The sequence below is a fragment of the Nitrosospira multiformis genome (assembly GCF_900110185.1).
Taxonomy (GTDB): domain Bacteria; phylum Pseudomonadota; class Gammaproteobacteria; order Burkholderiales; family Nitrosomonadaceae; genus Nitrosospira; species Nitrosospira multiformis_A.
Map to the genome: position 1 here is coordinate 1 of NZ_FOCT01000024.1, position 16,497 is coordinate 16,497.

At 52.3% G+C, this 16,497-nt stretch carries 17 protein-coding genes and 2 pseudogenes; 16 read left to right on the plus strand and 3 right to left on the minus strand.

Features of this window, described 5'->3' with window-relative positions:
* From BMY01_RS18915 to BMY01_RS16365, 7 genes are all read left to right on the plus strand, one after another.
* Positions 1-82 (plus strand): PEP-CTERM sorting domain-containing protein (locus BMY01_RS18915; RefSeq protein ID WP_139176940.1); only part of this gene is annotated, 82 nt, incomplete at its 5' end.
* A gap of 157 nt (positions 83-239) precedes the next feature.
* A complete protein-coding gene (locus BMY01_RS16340; RefSeq protein ID WP_074749178.1) occupies positions 240-797 on the plus strand; it encodes a recombinase family protein in 558 nt (185 codons plus the stop codon).
* Between the two features lie 262 nt (positions 798-1,059).
* Positions 1,060-1,722 carry a nucleotide-binding protein gene (locus BMY01_RS16345; RefSeq protein ID WP_074749179.1) on the plus strand — a complete coding sequence of 221 codons (663 nt, stop codon included), beginning with the start codon at positions 1,060-1,062 and terminating at the stop codon, positions 1,720-1,722.
* The gene (locus tag BMY01_RS16350; RefSeq protein WP_074749180.1) at positions 1,715-2,017 is read left to right on the plus strand and encodes a hypothetical protein; all 303 of its coding nucleotides are present in this window, start codon (positions 1,715-1,717) and stop codon (positions 2,015-2,017) included. The genes BMY01_RS16345 and BMY01_RS16350 overlap by 8 nt, the downstream gene beginning before the upstream one ends.
* Positions 2,018-2,257, plus strand: coding sequence for a DUF4160 domain-containing protein (locus tag BMY01_RS16355; RefSeq protein ID WP_074749181.1), 240 nt, complete (start codon positions 2,018-2,020; stop codon positions 2,255-2,257). It abuts the gene before it with no gap.
* A complete protein-coding gene (locus tag BMY01_RS16360) occupies positions 2,241-2,498 on the plus strand; it encodes a DUF2442 domain-containing protein (RefSeq protein ID WP_074749182.1) in 258 nt (85 codons plus the stop codon). The genes BMY01_RS16355 and BMY01_RS16360 overlap by 17 nt, the downstream gene beginning before the upstream one ends.
* A 108-nt stretch (positions 2,499-2,606) precedes the next feature.
* Positions 2,607-3,590: a replication initiator protein A gene (locus BMY01_RS16365; RefSeq protein ID WP_081353994.1), complete on the plus strand. Its 984-nt coding sequence runs from the start codon at positions 2,607-2,609 to the stop codon at positions 3,588-3,590.
* A 1,265-nt stretch (positions 3,591-4,855) separates the two neighbouring features.
* On the opposite strand, the gene BMY01_RS16370 is transcribed toward BMY01_RS16365, so the two are convergent.
* Positions 4,856-5,287, minus strand: a complete 432-nt coding sequence (locus tag BMY01_RS16370) for a conjugal transfer protein TraD (RefSeq protein WP_074749183.1) — start codon at positions 5,285-5,287, stop codon at positions 4,856-4,858.
* Positions 5,288-5,488: 201 nt separating this feature from the next.
* On the opposite strand from BMY01_RS16370, the gene BMY01_RS16375 reads away from it, so the two are divergent.
* The 7 genes from BMY01_RS16375 (at position 5,489) to BMY01_RS16405 (ending at position 14,446) form a co-directional block, all read left to right on the plus strand.
* Positions 5,489-7,087: a MobA/MobL family protein gene (locus BMY01_RS16375; protein WP_074749184.1), complete on the plus strand. Its 1,599-nt coding sequence runs from the start codon at positions 5,489-5,491 to the stop codon at positions 7,085-7,087.
* A gap of 571 nt (positions 7,088-7,658) precedes the next feature.
* Complete coding sequence (locus BMY01_RS16380) at positions 7,659-8,816, plus strand: AAA family ATPase (protein WP_074749185.1); 1,158 nt, start codon at positions 7,659-7,661, stop codon at positions 8,814-8,816.
* Positions 8,816-11,161 (plus strand): S8 family peptidase, encoded by a 2,346-nt coding sequence (locus tag BMY01_RS16385; RefSeq protein ID WP_074749186.1) that lies wholly within the window; start codon positions 8,816-8,818, stop codon positions 11,159-11,161. Before BMY01_RS16380 ends, BMY01_RS16385 begins: the two co-directional genes overlap by 1 nt.
* Positions 11,162-11,369: 208 nt before the next feature.
* Positions 11,370-11,555 carry a hypothetical protein gene (locus BMY01_RS16390; RefSeq protein WP_074749187.1) on the plus strand — a complete coding sequence of 62 codons (186 nt, stop codon included), beginning with the start codon at positions 11,370-11,372 and terminating at the stop codon, positions 11,553-11,555.
* A gap of 543 nt (positions 11,556-12,098) precedes the next feature.
* Positions 12,099-12,998 (plus strand): bacteriophage abortive infection AbiH family protein, encoded by a 900-nt coding sequence (locus tag BMY01_RS16395; RefSeq protein ID WP_074749188.1) that lies wholly within the window; start codon positions 12,099-12,101, stop codon positions 12,996-12,998.
* A 28-nt stretch (positions 12,999-13,026) separates the two neighbouring features.
* Entirely contained in the window at positions 13,027-14,124 is a 1,098-nt protein-coding gene (locus BMY01_RS16400; protein WP_074749189.1) for a hypothetical protein, read from the plus strand.
* The gene (locus tag BMY01_RS16405) at positions 14,111-14,446 is read left to right on the plus strand and encodes an ArsB/NhaD family transporter (RefSeq protein ID WP_439331416.1); all 336 of its coding nucleotides are present in this window, start codon (positions 14,111-14,113) and stop codon (positions 14,444-14,446) included. The genes BMY01_RS16400 and BMY01_RS16405 overlap by 14 nt, the downstream gene beginning before the upstream one ends.
* A 13-nt stretch (positions 14,447-14,459) precedes the next feature.
* Here BMY01_RS16405 and BMY01_RS16410 read toward each other — a convergent pair whose 3' ends face one another.
* Together BMY01_RS16410 and BMY01_RS18920 are read right to left on the minus strand one after the other, a co-directional pair.
* A complete protein-coding gene (locus BMY01_RS16410) occupies positions 14,460-14,828 on the minus strand; it encodes a helix-turn-helix domain-containing protein (protein ID WP_074749190.1) in 369 nt (122 codons plus the stop codon).
* Positions 14,825-15,186, minus strand: a pseudogene (locus tag BMY01_RS18920) (type II toxin-antitoxin system RelE/ParE family toxin). Before BMY01_RS18920 ends, BMY01_RS16410 begins: the two are co-directional and overlap by 4 nt.
* 387 nt (positions 15,187-15,573) lie before the next feature.
* On the opposite strand from BMY01_RS18920, the gene BMY01_RS16420 reads away from it, so the two are divergent.
* Together BMY01_RS16420 and BMY01_RS16425 are read left to right on the plus strand one after the other, a co-directional pair.
* Positions 15,574-16,128 (plus strand): recombinase family protein, encoded by a 555-nt coding sequence (locus tag BMY01_RS16420; protein ID WP_074749191.1) that lies wholly within the window; start codon positions 15,574-15,576, stop codon positions 16,126-16,128.
* A gap of 79 nt (positions 16,129-16,207) precedes the next feature.
* Positions 16,208-16,497: pseudogene (locus BMY01_RS16425) on the plus strand (hypothetical protein); the annotation flags it as partial.

The window sequence follows — 16,497 nt, forward strand, 5'->3', positions numbered from 1 at the left end:
CTATGCCTTGATGCTTGCAGGTTTGGGCTTGATCGGGTTTATGGCGAGACGAAAGAAGATGGAGAATTTACAACGTTATTGAGCTCTCGTCTCTTGTTCTGCAATATTGCCCTTTGGGCGGGTCGATAAGTAGCATAAAGGCTCCCTTTTGCTACACTCAAACACACAATGCAAGGCATTGTTTTTTTTGGTTCGTTATGTTGCATAAGGGTTGTGCGAAATACAGGGAGAAGAAATTCATGAAAATCGGCTATGCGCGCGTATCGACTGACGACCAGAATCTTGACTTGCAGCTGGATGCTTTAACCAGGGCGGAATGCGAGCAGGTATTTACCGATCACGGCGTCAGCGGGGCGATCATCGAACGTGAAGGACTGTCTCAGGCGATTGCCGCAGTGGGGAGAGGCGATGTGCTGGTAGTGTGGAAGCTGGATCGCCTGGGCCGCTCATTGAGCTTTCTGATTGAGCTGATCGAGAAACTGAGAAATGAGGGGGCAGGATTTGAAAGCCTCTCGGATGGCATCAACACGACCAGTGCAGGCGGTAAGCTGGTATTTCACATCATGGGTGCGTTGGCCGAATTTGAGCGCTCATTAATTTCCGAGCGCTCAAAGGCCGGGATGCAGGCGGCCAGGCGTCGGGGAAAGCATCTAGGCCGACCCCACAAGCTGAGCCGAGAGCAGATCAATCACGCTGCCCAGATGATCCGGGAGGGACGGGAAACCGTATCTGGCATGGCCGGGCTGCTGAGTGTGGATCGGACGACCTTGTATCGAGCGTTGAGCAAGGTACGGTGAACTGCCATAGCCGTCAGGACTGGATATGAGTTGTGCTTATGCTGCTTCCAGCACCCGAATCGGCTTGGACCGCCGGCCCTTTCCTTGGAGTGACTAATTCATCTATTCGTCTATTTGTCTATTTGTCTATTCTGCCATTTAACTATTAACGAATAGACGAAATAAATAATTATTTATTTCGTCTATTGACGAAAATACGAAAAATTAATATTCTCAAATTCGTATAAATCGTCTATTCGTTTAAAAATTAAGGGTACCTAAAATGAAAACTATAGTAGTTTTAAACAGCAAGGGAGGCGTTGGAAAATCTAATATCACACGCCATTTAGCGGTTGCTGCCGAGATGGAAAATGCAGGGGCAGCCGTTCTGTGCGATACAGACCCTCAAAGCTCTTTGGCAGATTGGTGGAATGCACGTCCATCGGAGACTCCACCTTTAGCTGTGGTTGGGGTCACAGAGTTTTCATCCAAACAGCCAGTACTTGCAAGCCGGTTTCATTACTTGTTCTTTGATACCGCAGCAGCCGATGCTGAGCAATATGCTGAAGTATTGAGATCAGCTGACTTAATTGTAATTCCAGTAGTCCCAAGCCCTGATGACGTACGTTCTCTGAATCGTTTGACTTTGCCGGTAGTCAAAAAAAGTGGAAGGCCATTTATTTTCGTATTAAGCAAGGCACGCCCAGGAACGCAACTTCTGATCTCCACTATGGGTGCACTCTCGGAGCATGGGGTCGTCTGCCAAACTATTATTCAGCAACGGGAAGGATATGCAAAAGCCGCTTATGCCGGTTCGACAATGTTGGAGGATGAGCCAACGGGTAAAGGTGCAGCAGAAATACGAGAATTGTGGGATTTCGTAAAATCAAGAATAGACGAAAAGACGAATTTGTCTAAGAAAGCAAAGGGGTTGCTCCATGTCTAAGAAACCAGCGTTTGATATGTCGAGCTTGTTGGCTGAAAAGGGGCAGGGAGCGCCAGCAGAGGATGCACCAAGCCGTCCTATCATTAAAGAGGCACGTCAAAAAGAAGTGATAAATAGGCGAATTTCAGAGAATACAAAGATAGCTTCGAGTGAGTTTGTAAATCTAGGATTCAAAGTGCCGCGGGAATTTCGCCACAGATTGAGGAAAATCGCAGCTGCGCAAGACGTCACCTTAGTTGAGGTGTTGCGTGAAGCAATTAGCCTGTATGAAAAACATCATACGTCTGAAATATAGATGCCCGTCATTTTTCGTTACAAAGGTTATAGATTCTTTTTCTATTCGAATGAGGGAAATCCGCGTGAACCAGTACACGTGCACGTACGTAGCAGTGATGGTGAGGCAAAGTTCTGGCTTCATCCAGTTTCCCTCGATAGCAGCACAGGATTCAACGCCCAAACTCTGCGTGAGCTCGTAGACGTCATCGAGCAGAATATCCACCTGATAGAAAGGACATGGAATGAGTATTTCAGCTAAATCAGTATCGTTCGACGATAACAGCATGTGGGTAGAACTATCCGATGGACGCACATTGGGTGTGCCTTTAACTTGGTTTCCACGCTTACAACGCGCTAAGTCAGAGGAGTTATACCAATACGAATTATCACCGTATGGTATTCATTGGAATGTCTTGAATGAAGATATTTCTATTGCCGGACTTTTAGCGGGGTACGGAGATACGACACGCGAAGCCCGGGTGGCAGCGGCTGCCTTGTAGGATCATAGAGAAGAAATCCCTGCACAGAGAGCCTTCCAGTAATCGGATTAATTGCCGAAAAAGCTGGACTATCGGAGCCCATCCCAATAAAAGCTATTGTCGAGCTGGATGAAGAAGAGATCAAAGGAACGTCAAACCGAGCAAGCCAAGCTAGATTTTGGCAGCCAAGCTGCACCCTCTTGCACTCCGATCGTTAACGACACGGACCAGCAGATCAGGGAGAAGCGTGAACGTTCGAAGTTGCTGCCAGTGCGTCATACCGACCGTGATTTTTTTCTGTGTGATCTGTTTGATTATGCCTTGAAAGATGACGGTGTAAGCATGGAAGCTCCGATCTTCACGCTCGCTACTAAACCAGATCTTTCAGAATGGCATTGGGAGAGTAAGGATAAGTCTCGCTCCCTGACAGTAACCCCAAGTATCAAGGGACGGGCTACTCAGTTCGACAAGGACGTGTTGATTTATGTCGTGTCACAGATGACTGAGGCATTGAATCGAGGTCGAGCCGACGCGAAAAATCGCACAGTTCGTTTCACAGTATATGACTACCTAATATCTACAAATAAGGCTATCAACGGACGTAGCTACGAGCGACTGAGCGATACCTTTGAGCGCCTGCGTGGCACAACCTTGAAAACTAATATCAAAACAGGTGGGCAACGCACTCGGGAAATTTTCGGGATAATCGAGCGGGCTAAGATCGTCGAAAAGTCGCCGGATGATGAGCGGATGGTTGCTGTAGAAGTCACTTTGTCAGAGTGGTTGTTTAACGCAGTTCAGGCACATGAAGTGCTTACTATCCACTCTGATTATTTTCGTCTTCGCAAACCGCTAGAGCGCCGCTTGTACGAGCTGGCTCGCAAGCATTGTGGTTACCAAACTATGTGGAGTATTAGTCTTGAGCTTTTACAAGAGAAAGCGGGGAGCAAGTGTAGTTTGCGCGAGTTTCGTCGCATGGTACGAGGAATTATTCAGACCGATACCTTGCCCAATTATCGGATGGTCCTGGATGAATCAGATAAGGCAATCTTCTACACAAAGGACGTCCAACGTTTGAGTAAGGGTTTGACGGCCAAAACAGCCAAACAGTAGACCTCCGGTTTATTTCTGTCTTCAATCTCTCTATCTGCGAAAACCCAGATCTCTTTTGAGGATTGTGCCTTTACCCACTACAGAGTACGTTTGCTAAGAAGAGAAATTATCGTGTTTTCATCCCATGTTTGTGGATAGACATGTGCTATCACCCACGTTTTCTTGTGGATAGGCATGTGCTATCACCCACAGCAGACATGTGCTATCACCCACGCAAACAACCTGCAAGTCATTATTTAAGTTGAATTTCCTAAAGGCGTAACACGCGCGCGTTTTTTAACTTATAAAATCTTTAACGCCTCGGCCTCAACTCCAGCTGTGGATAACACAGCTCCAGAATCAAATCCCCAATTTAAAGGAATTTATCGACGCCCCCTGAAGGGGGCCAAAAGACCCCCCTTCCAGTTTCACCTTTTGTACTTCGCCCGCTTATGTTTCTCATCTTTTCAAAAGGTACAAAAGTCATCTTCTGAACCTTGAGCAAGGCATGAGGGCAATCCAGGTGGCTCAGCTGCCAAAGAACCCTGGCAGCTGACCTGAGCCTTTTGGCTCACCCTCACGGGCACCAGGACCCGGACAAATCAGCCCCGGATCACTTCGCAATCCGGCGCCTCAGCCGGGTTTCTGTGGAAATTGCCCTTTGCTCCTTCTGCTATTACGTGCACGTCCGCAAAACCGGTCTACAGGAGGAAGGGGTGAGGTGGGCATGATATTCATGCAGGAATGCCATTCAAGCGCGATTTGAGGCCTCGTAGAGCGCATCTCTATCTCAAGCTGAGGGAAATCTATCTCCTTTCCCATTTAAACGCTCCAGAAGGCTTTAAAACCCTTTTTGTGGAAGACACTTTCCTGGACCAGTATGTGCATTTTCGCTTTCAAGGCAGGGTCAAGGCGGGCGCAAGCCCCCCGAGAGGGCATGGCCTTGACGTTGCCTGGAGCGACAGACGCTGTGGAAAGGGGTGCAGGGAGGGTTTGACCGTAGGTCTCTCTGCACCCCTGCCACGTGGCGAACGCGGGGCGTGGGGCAGCGCCCCAAGTACTTGCTCAAACAACTGTAATAAACCCGAAAATTCCTGTATGAATCCTGTATTTATTTGCAGCATTCGATATTCTTTTTGGAATGTTTCGATATTTTTCTGAAGTTACCGATATTTTTTTGAAGTGCTCGATATATTTCTGTTAAAAAGTTGAAGGCGGTTATCCAGTAGCACCATCCCTTGATCAGGAATTGGGCACTGGCAGGGCTTGAGCACTCCTGCTGATCCTCACCCTTTCATCTTCTCCGCCAGCAGGGTATCGCCCTTACGCTTCCACTGTGCTTTGCGCTCATCCTCAGGCGCTACCCTGGAGAGCTCCATGAGCGCGCCCAGGAGCTCTCCCCGATCCAGGAGCGGCATGCCGGTTCTGGAATCCACCAGGCCTGCCAGGATCATCAGGCCTGCCGCGTTATAGAGCTCGCGGTCGCGTGCTTTTCTTGCTGCGAGCTTTTCCGCATTCACGATCCTAGCGGCATTGGCGCGTGCCTTTTGCGCCCGTTCTGCTGCTTTTTCCGCGTGCACCAAGGCTGTGAGCTTGCGCTCGTCTTCTGGTGTCCTGTCTGGTTTCTCTGCCAGCAGCAGCAACAGCCGCTGGTGGTCGCTGGGTGCTTTCAGCCCCTGCAAGTAAGCCAGCCGTCCTTTAAGCCAATCGTCCCGCATGGAACCCTCTCATCGTTGAGAATCTGCTGATTATAGCTGAAGACTTGGCGGCAGGCACAGACTGAAGTATCCTTGTAATTTACAAGGCGCGCTTAGTTGTTTCTATGGATGATAAAATCTCTCATCCATAGAAACGCGCGAACCACGAAAAACAAAGATCAGGCCGCTTCGCGGCCAAACAAACAACGGAGAGCACCAGGCATGGCAATCGCACGCCTGAGCATGAAGGTGGGGAAAGCGGGGCGGGCGTGCCCGCATGCTGCCTACATCGTGCGCGAGGGGCAGCATGCCCGGCATCTTTCCCAGGGCGAGAAGCTGGAAGCTTGCGAGGCTGGCAACCTGCCGGCATGGGCTGAGCATGACCCGCTGCTTTTCTGGCAGGCGGCGGATGCTTATGAGCGCAGCAACGGCACGACCTACCGGGAGATGGAGATTGCCCTGCCAAGGGAACTCGACGCCGGGCAGCGGGCAGCGCTGGTGCGGGCATTCGTCGCCCAGGAGATCGGAGGCCGTCACGCTTACCAGTGGGCCATTCACACCCCCATGGCAGCGGACGGCCAGGCGCAGCCGCACGTCCACCTCATGTTCTCCGAGCGGCAGGTGGATGATATCGAGCGCGACCCGGAGCAGTATTTCAGGCGCTACAACGCAAAATCCCCTGAGAAGGGCGGAGCGCGTAAGGGCTATGGCCCGCGCCCGGGCCAGACCCTGAGCCGCTCCGAGCGCGCAGCGGATCTCAAGGAGTTGAGATCCCGCTGGGAGATTATAGCGAATAGCCACCTTGAGCAGCTGGGGCACAGCGCGCGCATTGACATGAGGAGCCACGCCGAGCGCGGCACGGGGCTGGAACCGGAAGCCAAACAGCTGCCCAGCCAGTGGCGGGGGGAAGGGCGAGAGAACATAATCGAATTTCGCCAGGCACGGGCGGCGCTCGCGCAAGCCCATGAACATATGCAGCAGGCGATATCCGATGCGAAAGCCGAAGTCATCAACCTGGAAGCTGAGCGGGAGCGACGGATACGGGATCGGGAGGAGCGGAGCCAGGCGGAGAGGCTGCGCATTGAGCGCATGACGAGCCGCGAGCTCAAAGCCGAGATCGAGCGGCTGCGACCGCCGGCAGTCAAAGCCATGGTCGACCGTCACCCGGACGTGATGGCTGCGCGAAAGATCCATGCCTCCCTGTCATATCAGATGCGGCAGGCGCAGGAAAAGATGCAGCGGGCCACGCTGGAAATGCATGCCTGGCGCAAAGCCCATCCGTTACGAGCCAGGACGCACGACCTGGGACTAATCCCATCCAGTTACCTCATCGAGCGCGAGCAGGCCAGGGAAGAAGCCTGGTTGCGGGATGCGGATCTTCTGATGTCCAGGGTCAACGATGCGAGAAGCCGGGCCGAGCATATTGCCGCTGACATCGGACAGCGCATAGAGATCGAGCAGAAGCCGGTGCGCGAGCAGGTGGTGAAGCTTGAGCGCATCTGGCAGCAGAAGGCTAGCCAGGAGTTGGACGTGCAGCGGCAAGCAAGGAAACTGGACCGCGCCATATCAGAGTTCAAAAAGCACGCCATCAGCCGTGCACTGAAGGTTCCTAGTTACAGCGACACCGGCAAGCAGTGGAAGGCTTTGCCGGAGAACATGCGCAAGAAGATCGAGGACTTCAACCGGCTGCCGAAGGAGGGTCAATCGGCGGCATTGACCAAGATGCGGGAGGATCTCAGGCTTTATCCCGATAAAGTGGAAAAGCTCGCGCAGGAGCTTGATCTTTCCAAAGGTCGGGGCAGGGGCATGGGGAGAGGCTAGGAAGGGGAGGGTATGGAGCAAAAAACCAGAACAGGGTGGAGGTGACTAACCCTCCCAAGAGTACTTCCCAAGATATTTGTTGGTTAAAAAACACAGCCGCGTTAAATCAACGGGCAACACACCGTGGTCTCCCTCATTATCTTTTTGTCGACAACGATACCGAATTCTCGGGGAAGTTGTTTAGGTTCCCACGATTATTTAGATTTTTCCTAAAAGTCTAGATTTCGTGGGAATCAATTTCTCAGAAAGCCACCTCACCGAGGTGGCTTTTTAGTCTGATGAAAGGAAAGAATTGGCTTGAGTGGGCATTTCGGCTCTGTTGCAAAAAATAAGAAGCCAGGTGCACCATTGTGTTTTTCAGGGTAGCTCTCAATGTCCGATTTCAAATGGCGTCATTTTCGTGGGGAGATGATTCTGGGTTGTGTATCTTCCGTATCTCCTGTAGCAACTCCCCCGTTTCTACCTTGAAACCGGACAAATCATTTGTACCAAACCCGGGCAGCTTATTTATTCCTTGTAGTGGCGTTTCTTACTATTTGACAATAGTCTCCAAAAATAGTAGAATCGTCTCATGAACATAGATAATCGTTTCATAAATGAGCTTGTTCGTATCATAAATGGTGCGCTTCGTCTTGATATAGACAAGGTGCGCAACTATACGTCCTTTCTCGCAGAAAAGCTGGAAAGTGCCGGCGATAAAAGCTCGGCTGATCGTCTTAGGAAACTGCTAGATGAGGCGGATAATCAGCTACGTCCAGCGGATGTTCGTTTCGCCAAGGCACTCCCAGTCGACGCGGAAAGCCGGTTTCCTCTCATTGAGCACGTCAAGCTGAAGACGCTGCAAGAGCCGCCTTTGCAGCTCTTACAGACGCAGTGGGATGTGGTCAATGAATTCGTCAGCGTGGCAAGGAGTTATGCTTCGCTGGACAACCCAGAGCTGTCTGGGGCGCTCAGCTTCCTCATGTATGGGCCGCCCGGGACCGGCAAGAGTCGCTTGGCACGACACATCGCTAAGGAACTCGGGCTCGATCTGTATGTAGCCCGCTTGGACGGGCTGATCTCGTCCTACCTCGGCAGCACATCGAAGAACATTCGTGCGCTGTTCGATTTTGCCGCGAAAACGCCCTGTGTCCTGTTTCTGGACGAATTTGATGCCATCGCCAAGCTGCGCGGGGATAGCCAGGAACTGGGCGAGCTGAAGCGGGTAGTTAACAGTTTCCTGCAGAACCTCGACACGCTCGGCCGGCAGTCGATCGTTTTAGCGGCCACCAACCACGAAACGCTGCTTGATGCGGCAGTGTGGCGTCGCTTCACTTATCGCTTGGCGTTGCAACTTCCATCGCCCGAGCAGCGGGAGCAGATGTGGTCAGATTTCATCTCGCCTATCCTTTTCTCAAAGCGGGATCTTACGGTTCTAGCCGATCTATCCGAAGGCTTTTCGGGCTCTGATATCGGGGAGGTCTGTGCTCGCCTTAAGCGTCGGTACTTTTCGACCAACAACAAGCCGCTTCACCTCAAAGACGCATTTCCGGTTTTGCAGAATCTGGCGGTTGGCGGGGAATATGGTGAGCGTTTCGTCGCACGGCTCGCCAACAAAGATGTCATTGCCATTGTGCAGATACTAAGGGAGAGAAATCAGCGGTTGTACAGCTTGGCCATGCTCGCGGAGCTCCTGGGGTTGTCGAAGGCCACAGTACACCGGCTGTCGAAGAGGGAGGGGGGTGAGTAATGGTTGACGAGAATCAAAGGGATCTACGCCGCGGTCGACTTCCAATCAAACTGATCATGCCCAAGCAGGGTACAGAGCGTCGTGTGCCCGGGGGAGGGACTCCGCCGCAGCCGTTTCGCGAGGTCGACGCCCAGTACCGAAAGCGGCTGTCCAACCAAGTTGGCGCTATTCAGGAAGCTATCCTGCCGCAGCTCAAACTGACGAAAGCAGCACCAGTGCGTGTCAAGATTATGTCTAAGGCCGCAGCCAAGAGCCATCGGCCGGAGAAGCTGTTTTCTGACCAATCCTGTCCTATCATCGGTGCAGGCCGTCTTGGTGAACTGTTCATTAAGGCCACCCCGTTGGGATTGGAGAGACTGGCTGAAACAATCAAGCACAATACATCGGAACAGATTACTAAAGAGCTCTCCTGCATCGAGGGTATCGAAGCGGTAACGCCCGCGTTCCGGCGACGTGGTCTAGATGCTAGGGATATCTTGCGTCGTAGCCCGCGCCGTCGAAACGGGTTCATCACACGAGTCCGCTTGTTCAACTTTGCCCCTGATGCTGACCACCCAGGACTGGTTGCCAACTTCAAAGCTGTATGCTCTGAACGGGGCATCCGGCTTGATCAGCGAGGGTATTCAGCGGACAGTTTCATCTATGCGGCGGAGTGCCAGACTGTCGCTGATCTCGAAGCACTATCGAGGATCATCGGTGTGCGCTCCATCTCTCACATGCCGCTGGTTCGTACCATCCGGCCGCACATGCTGAACCAGCAGGCGTTGCCCGTACTGCCAATACGGGATGCGACCGATACGGATGTCCCGGTCGTAGTCGTTGTCGACAGTGGCATTTCGGATCAAATCCCGGCTCTTAACTCCTGGGTAGTTGGTCGTATTCGCGACGTGTCGCCTCCCTATGATCAAAACACAGACCATGGAACCTTCGTCGCCGGTCTGATTTGCTGGGGCCGAGAATTTAACCCGACACTTGACGGCCTTGATTCCGGTCCTTGCGCTGTGTTCGACCTGCAGGTGATTCCCAATGATGATCCAGCACGTGGCGAGACATCGGCTCTACTTGAGTCGGAGCTACTGTCCTCGCTCGATGCGGCGCTTCAACAACATGCCAACACATATAAGGTTTGGAACCTCTCGCTTGGGACCGACAGTGTCTGCTCACTGGATGAATTTTCAGAATTGGCTGAGGAACTGGATAATCTGCAGGAGAAGTACCAAGTCTCGTTTGTCATCAGTGCTGGCAATTACGCCATTCCACCGCTTCTGGATTTTCCTCGAACCCCAGCGCAGTTGGAGCATGGTCGCATTACCTCTCCAGCGGATAGCGTGCTAGGCATCACCGTCGGCTCGATATCACACGTGGACTACAAAGCGAACGGGCCGAAGCAACATCACCCGTCAGCCTTCTCGCGTCATGGTGCTGGTCCAAACTACATCATCAAGCCAGATCTGGTGCACTACGGTGGCTCCTGCTCGACCGACGCTGCCTACGCTCATGGAATCCGGTCAGTCACAAGCAACGGTTTGGCCGAGGATCTTGGTACGAGCTTTGCTACGCCTCTCGTCTCACGGACCTTGGCCCAAATCTATCACCAAATCACACCCACACCATCGCCGGTGTTGGCCAGGGCCTTGCTAACTCACCACGCTCGCGATCCACGTTCAGGCGCACGTGTTCCGGACGGTGAGGAAAACTTTCTTGGCTTCGGTCTGCCGGCCGCGCTTCCGTACTGCCTCGAATGTACTCCGCACACAGCTACACTCGTGTTCGACGATACGCTTCGGCCCGGCTACTTCCTGGAGTGGGATGACTTCCCTTACCCCCCATCATTGAAGCGGAATGGCAAGTATTTCGGAGAGGTTTGGATGACTCTTGCCTTTGGCCCGGCACGAGGCGCTCGTTGGGGAACTGAATACTGCGAAACTCATATCGACGCGCATCTTGGCGTCTACCGAGATCGGATATCTCGGGACACCGGTGTAATTAAACAAGTGTTCACTGGGCTTGTTCCTCCTGAACACCGCAACCCAGGCGAGTTGTATGAGGCATACCAAGTCGAGAAGCTGCGGAAGTGGGCTCCGGTGCGCACCTATTACGGACGCCTGAACGATAACGGCGAGCGGGGAAACCGCTGGCGCCTGATGCTGCGACTGCTGACGCGGCATGGAATCGAGAAGGATGAATCCACATTTAAGCCACAACCTTTCTCTTTGATTATCACGATCGCCGATCCAGAGAGGAGAGCTCCTGTCTACGACGAGATAGCGCAGATCGTTCGGAACAGATTCCAGGCACAGAACCTTGCTATCAGGACACGCATGCGCGTGCAGGGTCAGACGTGACAAACCTAAGAAAAGGAAGCCACACAGCAGCACAATTAAGAATGAAAAAGTCGTTCCAAAGACTGGGCCTCATAAGAGCGACTCAGATAGGTCACCGATCCCGGAGAAACCTGTCGCCCGAGTTGGCGTACTAATTTGTACGGGTTTGCCAATAAGGTTTTTCGATGTCCCGGGTTGTACTACTGCCTTTTTTCTAAAGGAGATTGATATGGCAGCACCGAAGAAGCCCGGTCAGAATACCGGTAATCAGGGTGGGATCTACCAAGAGGTTGGTCCTAGAGGGGGCAAACAGCCGAACTATGCAACAGTGCCGGACAATCGGCCGTTACCACCTACTAGCAAGCCAGGCCATGGCTGGACGCCCGTGAAAGTGACGCCGGACAGCAATCGCTGATTGGTTTTGGAGGCGGTCATTACCGCCTCCAATTCTTGAAGGAGTTATGAATGATAAAGGACTGCCACTCATATGGTCGCGTTAAAGGTTGTAGCTCAGTCCGTGGCATCACGGAGTCTATCGCCTACTTCTTTCTAGTTCTTTCCATACACTTAAAACAAGCAAAGTATGGATCAGGATTTGCTTTCCATTATGGCGACGGCACAATCTCGCCTGCTCGATGATTGTAGTGGTGCCGCATAATGCTGCCGTCTAGCAACATTGCAATGGCGGTCTCGATCACTGGCAGCGGCACAACAAACCATTCACGCGGACGGAATGGTTTACGTAATATGCGAATCTCTTCCAAATCGTCATAAATTGACTTCTGTAGGTCTCGTATCGTCTTAGAACCTGTTCATGATTTTTCTCAGGTAGTGCATACTTTGAGGATGCGTAAGAAGAAATATCCTAGCGACATGAGCCGGGAACGGCTCGAACAGAACTACATTGAGGTTTTTCGCTTTTGACAATGACACGGCTCTTTGTGGAAGTGAAGCAAGCGTGACCGGTAGGCTCTACATCATCGGAAACGGTTTCGATCTCCACCATGGCATCAAATCGTCATATTGGGCTTTCGGTGAGTTTCTTCGCGTCACAGATCCGGACACGTTCCAGATCATCGAGCGATATTTTGATACCAGTGATGATTTCTGGTCGAACTTCGAGGAACGGCTCGCATATTTCGATGCTGCGACCTTGATTGAGGACGCCTCCGAATTTCTCGTCGGATACGGAGCCGATGATTGGAGCGATTCCTATCATCACGATTATCAGTACGAAATCGATCGAGCCGTGGAGGCTATCTCCAAGAGGATGCGGACCCATTTCGCTGCATGGATACGGCAGCTTGTGATGCCAACGCCAGCGGACGTCAAGGAATTGCGCGTCACTGTCGATCCAGTCGCAACGTTTCTCAACTTTAACTATACACCGTCTCTTCAACGCCTCTACGGGATTTCCGAGAGCCACATCCTGCACATCCATGGATCGGGGGTGGATCCGGAGGCCAACCTCGTTCTCGGCCATGGCTGGGAATCGCAAGAAAACCTCGACCCGTATCGTTTTGAGCGCGATCCAGAAGCGGCGGACACACGAGTAGTCGAAGGGCAGTCGATCATCGACCGCTATTTCAAAGAGACCTTCAAGCCAACGCTTCAGATCATTCTCGCGAACCGCACCTTTTTTTCGAGCTTGGCACAAACGAGGGAGATCTGGGTCATGGGGCACTCGCTCGCCGACGTTGACCGTCCTTATTTCGAAGAGGTCATCCGACATGTCGATGCAGGGGTGGTGAAATGGAAGGTTAGTGTTTACAAGGATCTTGTGGAGCGCCGAGGCCAATTTGAAAAGCTCGGGATAAACCCGTGTCTGGTGGAGTTCTTGCCGCTGACGGGCTTCTAAGGGCGACGACTGAGCGGGATATTGTTCAATGACGGCGGTCGGAGATCAAAAGATCACTCTCATTCTCTCAGAAGATGAGCTCTTCGCTGCGCTCGCCTCCAGCGCATTTGAATTCCTGGCGAAGGCGATTGAAGAGTTTTCCGCCTCAGCGAAGTTCTCGACAGTCCACTTTGCGATCGCAATCGAGCTTTTTCTCAAGGCGCGCCTCATGCGCGAGCACTGGGCACTCTTGCTCGACAAGCCCGATCAGGCGGACAAGGCCGCGTTCTTCCGGGGTGAAGCAAAGACCGTGAGCCCTGAGCAGGCTCTAGATCGGCTCAGGAAGATCGGCGGCGTGCAGATCCCGCCTGTATCGCGCGAAATCTTCCTGAAGATCGCTAAGCACCGCAACAAGATGGTGCACTTCGTGCACGCTGGCGAGAAGGATGTTGATAGCGAGGAGGGGCTGGCGCTGCTCGTCGCCGAGCAGTGCGCGGGCTGGCTTGCGCTCCGTCTTCTCCTTGAGGAGTGGAGGGAATTCGAAGCCTACAAGGAGAATATTCGATTCATCGGGTTCCAGATGGAATGTCATCGCGCTTATCTGGTGGAGTCCTTCAAAGCGAAGCAGGAGGAGCTCGGAGCTCACCGCAAAGGTGGCGGCCGAGTCGCCGTGTGTCCGAGCTGCAAGTTCGAATCCGTTTGCGTGTTCGAAGCGACTGGAGCGATTTCACCGGCGTCATGCGTCGTCTGTCGATACAACGGATCGGAGATCGAGATCACGTGTACCAACGAGGATTGCCGGAGCCCAATTCAATTCAACGCTTATGAAATGGCACCGGAGCAGTGTCCGGCCTGCGGAACTGTGATCGATGAGGACTTCCTTCAGGAGGCGCTCAACACGGGTGAAGCAGTGACGTGCGACAACTACTTCGATCACGTCGACCTCAACTGCCCCTTCTGCAGCGGCTATCACACGGTGGTCGAGCACCACGGCGGATATGTGTGTGTTCAGTGCTTTGAAATGTCGGACGAGATGGGCATCTGCGGGCATTGCTCGGAGGGACAACTCGGCGGAGTCTCGGAGCACAGCTCGCTTGTCGGATGTGAATTTTGCGAAGGTTCCGCCGGCCGCTATGCGGACGATTGAGGACGCTGGAATTCTTGCGGCCTTTCTTTCCTCCATCATGAACAATATGCCTACTGTACTGGTAGGCGCTCTTTCCATTGATGCCACAAATGCCACAGATGTCGTTAAGGACGCAATGGTCTATGCAAACGTTATTGGATGCGACCTCGGCCCCAAGATTACTCCTATTGGCTCACTGGCGACGTTGCTATGGCTCCATGTCCTGGCACTCAAAGGCATGAGGCTCACATGGGGTTATTACTTTAAGGTAGGAATCGTACTGACCTTGCCGGTATTGCTTGTGACATTAGCCGCTCTGGCATTACGCCTTAGCGTTTCTTAACCAATCTTCTTTATTACACTGGCGCTTGAGGCCGCGAATCTTCCATGATGGGCCGGTGTTCTACAAGGTCGCTTAATACGTTCAGCCTGATTGGGGGTTTGTTTGGCAGCTCAACGGTGAGATTGAGCTTGCCGCCAATCGCTTCAACATATTGACGCAAGGTAGAAAGCAGCATGTCGGAGCCTTTCTCCAAGCGGGAGACGTTGGACTGAGGCATGCCCAGCTCCTGGGATACTCCGGCCTGCGTCAGTCCGGCTTTTCTGCGTAATTCCTGCAAGGTCAGATATTCTGCTTCCAGCTTGCGGGTACGCGCCTCGATCTGCGCCTTGCGGTCAGATGGCAGGTTGTCCCAGATTTCCTGAAAAATAGGTCCTTTGGTCATTTCCGTTCCTCCTTCAAGCGAGTTAAATGGTCGTCAAAACGTGCATCCGCTTTTCTGATTAACTGTCTGTAAAATTGCCTCTCACTTCCCCCCGACTTATCGCCTGCAACAAGCACAATGGCTTTGCGCTCCGGGTCGAAGGCGAAAGCGCCCGCCATACGCCACCATCCGCAGAAAACCGCAGTTCTTTCATATTCGCGTATCTGGAAGCATTGAGCGTATCTACATGGGGACGGTTAAGCTGAGGGCCATATTTTTCCAGTAACCCCAATTCAGACAGCAAGGCATCCTGCACTTCCTCAGAAAATTCCTGGTATTCCTCAGCAAATGCCGGATGAAATTCAACGTTCCATGTCATTCAATGAGGTTATCAAAAAAGATATATATCGTCAATGATATAATTTGAGGAATTGAAAGTTAATGCTGACCTATTTTAGATGAGGGACTAGGAACCGGGCATGCTCGCATTCCATTGTGGCTAGCTCGCAATAACTGCAAACGAAAAAAACATCTCATTTGACTCTGGATGTCGAATGCTGGCCGTCTCGTAAATCTGGCTTAAACCCTTATGAGGCGGCATTAGTGTCTCATCGGCCTGTCATTTTTGGGTACACCCCATCCTGACAAATCTGCCTGACACTTTTCCCGTCATTTTGTGTCAATATAGAGTTCATAATTATATTTATTGACACTCGCTCATGAAGGTCATAGACTCTACCTTGACGTTTATAGCAGGGAGAGAACCATGACCAATCAGAGAATCGGATACATCCGGGTGAGTTCACTGGACCAGAACGTCGAGCGCCAACTCGATGGAATTCACCTCGACAAGGTATTCACCGACAAGGCATCGGCCAAGGATACAAAGAGACCCCAGCTCCAGGCCGCGCTCAATCACGTTCGTGCAGGGGATACGCTCATAGTCCACTCCATGGACAGGCTGGCGCGTAACGTCGAGGACATGCTCAAGTTAGTCAGGGAAATGAACGATCGCGGTGTATCAGTTCAATTCCTAAAGGAGAATATGACCTTTACCGCTGGCAGTGATGATCCTCGTTCCGTCCTGATGTTTACCATGCTGAGCGCCTTTGCTCAGTTTGAGCGGTCCCTGATCAAGGAGCGGCAGCGTGAAGGGATAGCCCTGGCAAAGGCCAAAGGAGTCTACAAGGGTAGGAAGCCGGCTCTGAATGCAGACAGGATTGCCAAGCTGCGAGAGCAGGCAGCTACAGGGGCAAACCGGACAAAGCTGGCGAAGGAGTTTGGGATAAGCCGCGAGACCCTTTATCAATACATCCGATAGGAAGAAAGATCCCGCTAGTTGGGGCAAGTTTAAAAATCAGAACCAAAAACTGAAGATCGAGAGAAGCTGCTTTGACAGCATGAACCCCATTATCTACATTGGATTACCAAACATCGCCTTGTCAGAGAATGCCATGACACTACTCAGCCCTTCCTTCAAAGTTCGTCATCTTATCCTGGCCGTAGCCTTAATTACCGGCCCTGGTTTTGTCAATCATGCAAACGCCCAAATAGCAGCCTTCCTTGTTGACCTTAACAGCAGGACGGCAATTAATCTGGGCACTTTGGGCAGGAGCTGGAGCGAGGCCAACGGTATCAACGATGCCGGACAGGTGGTGGGATACTCTTACACGGCTGAGGGTAATTCCCA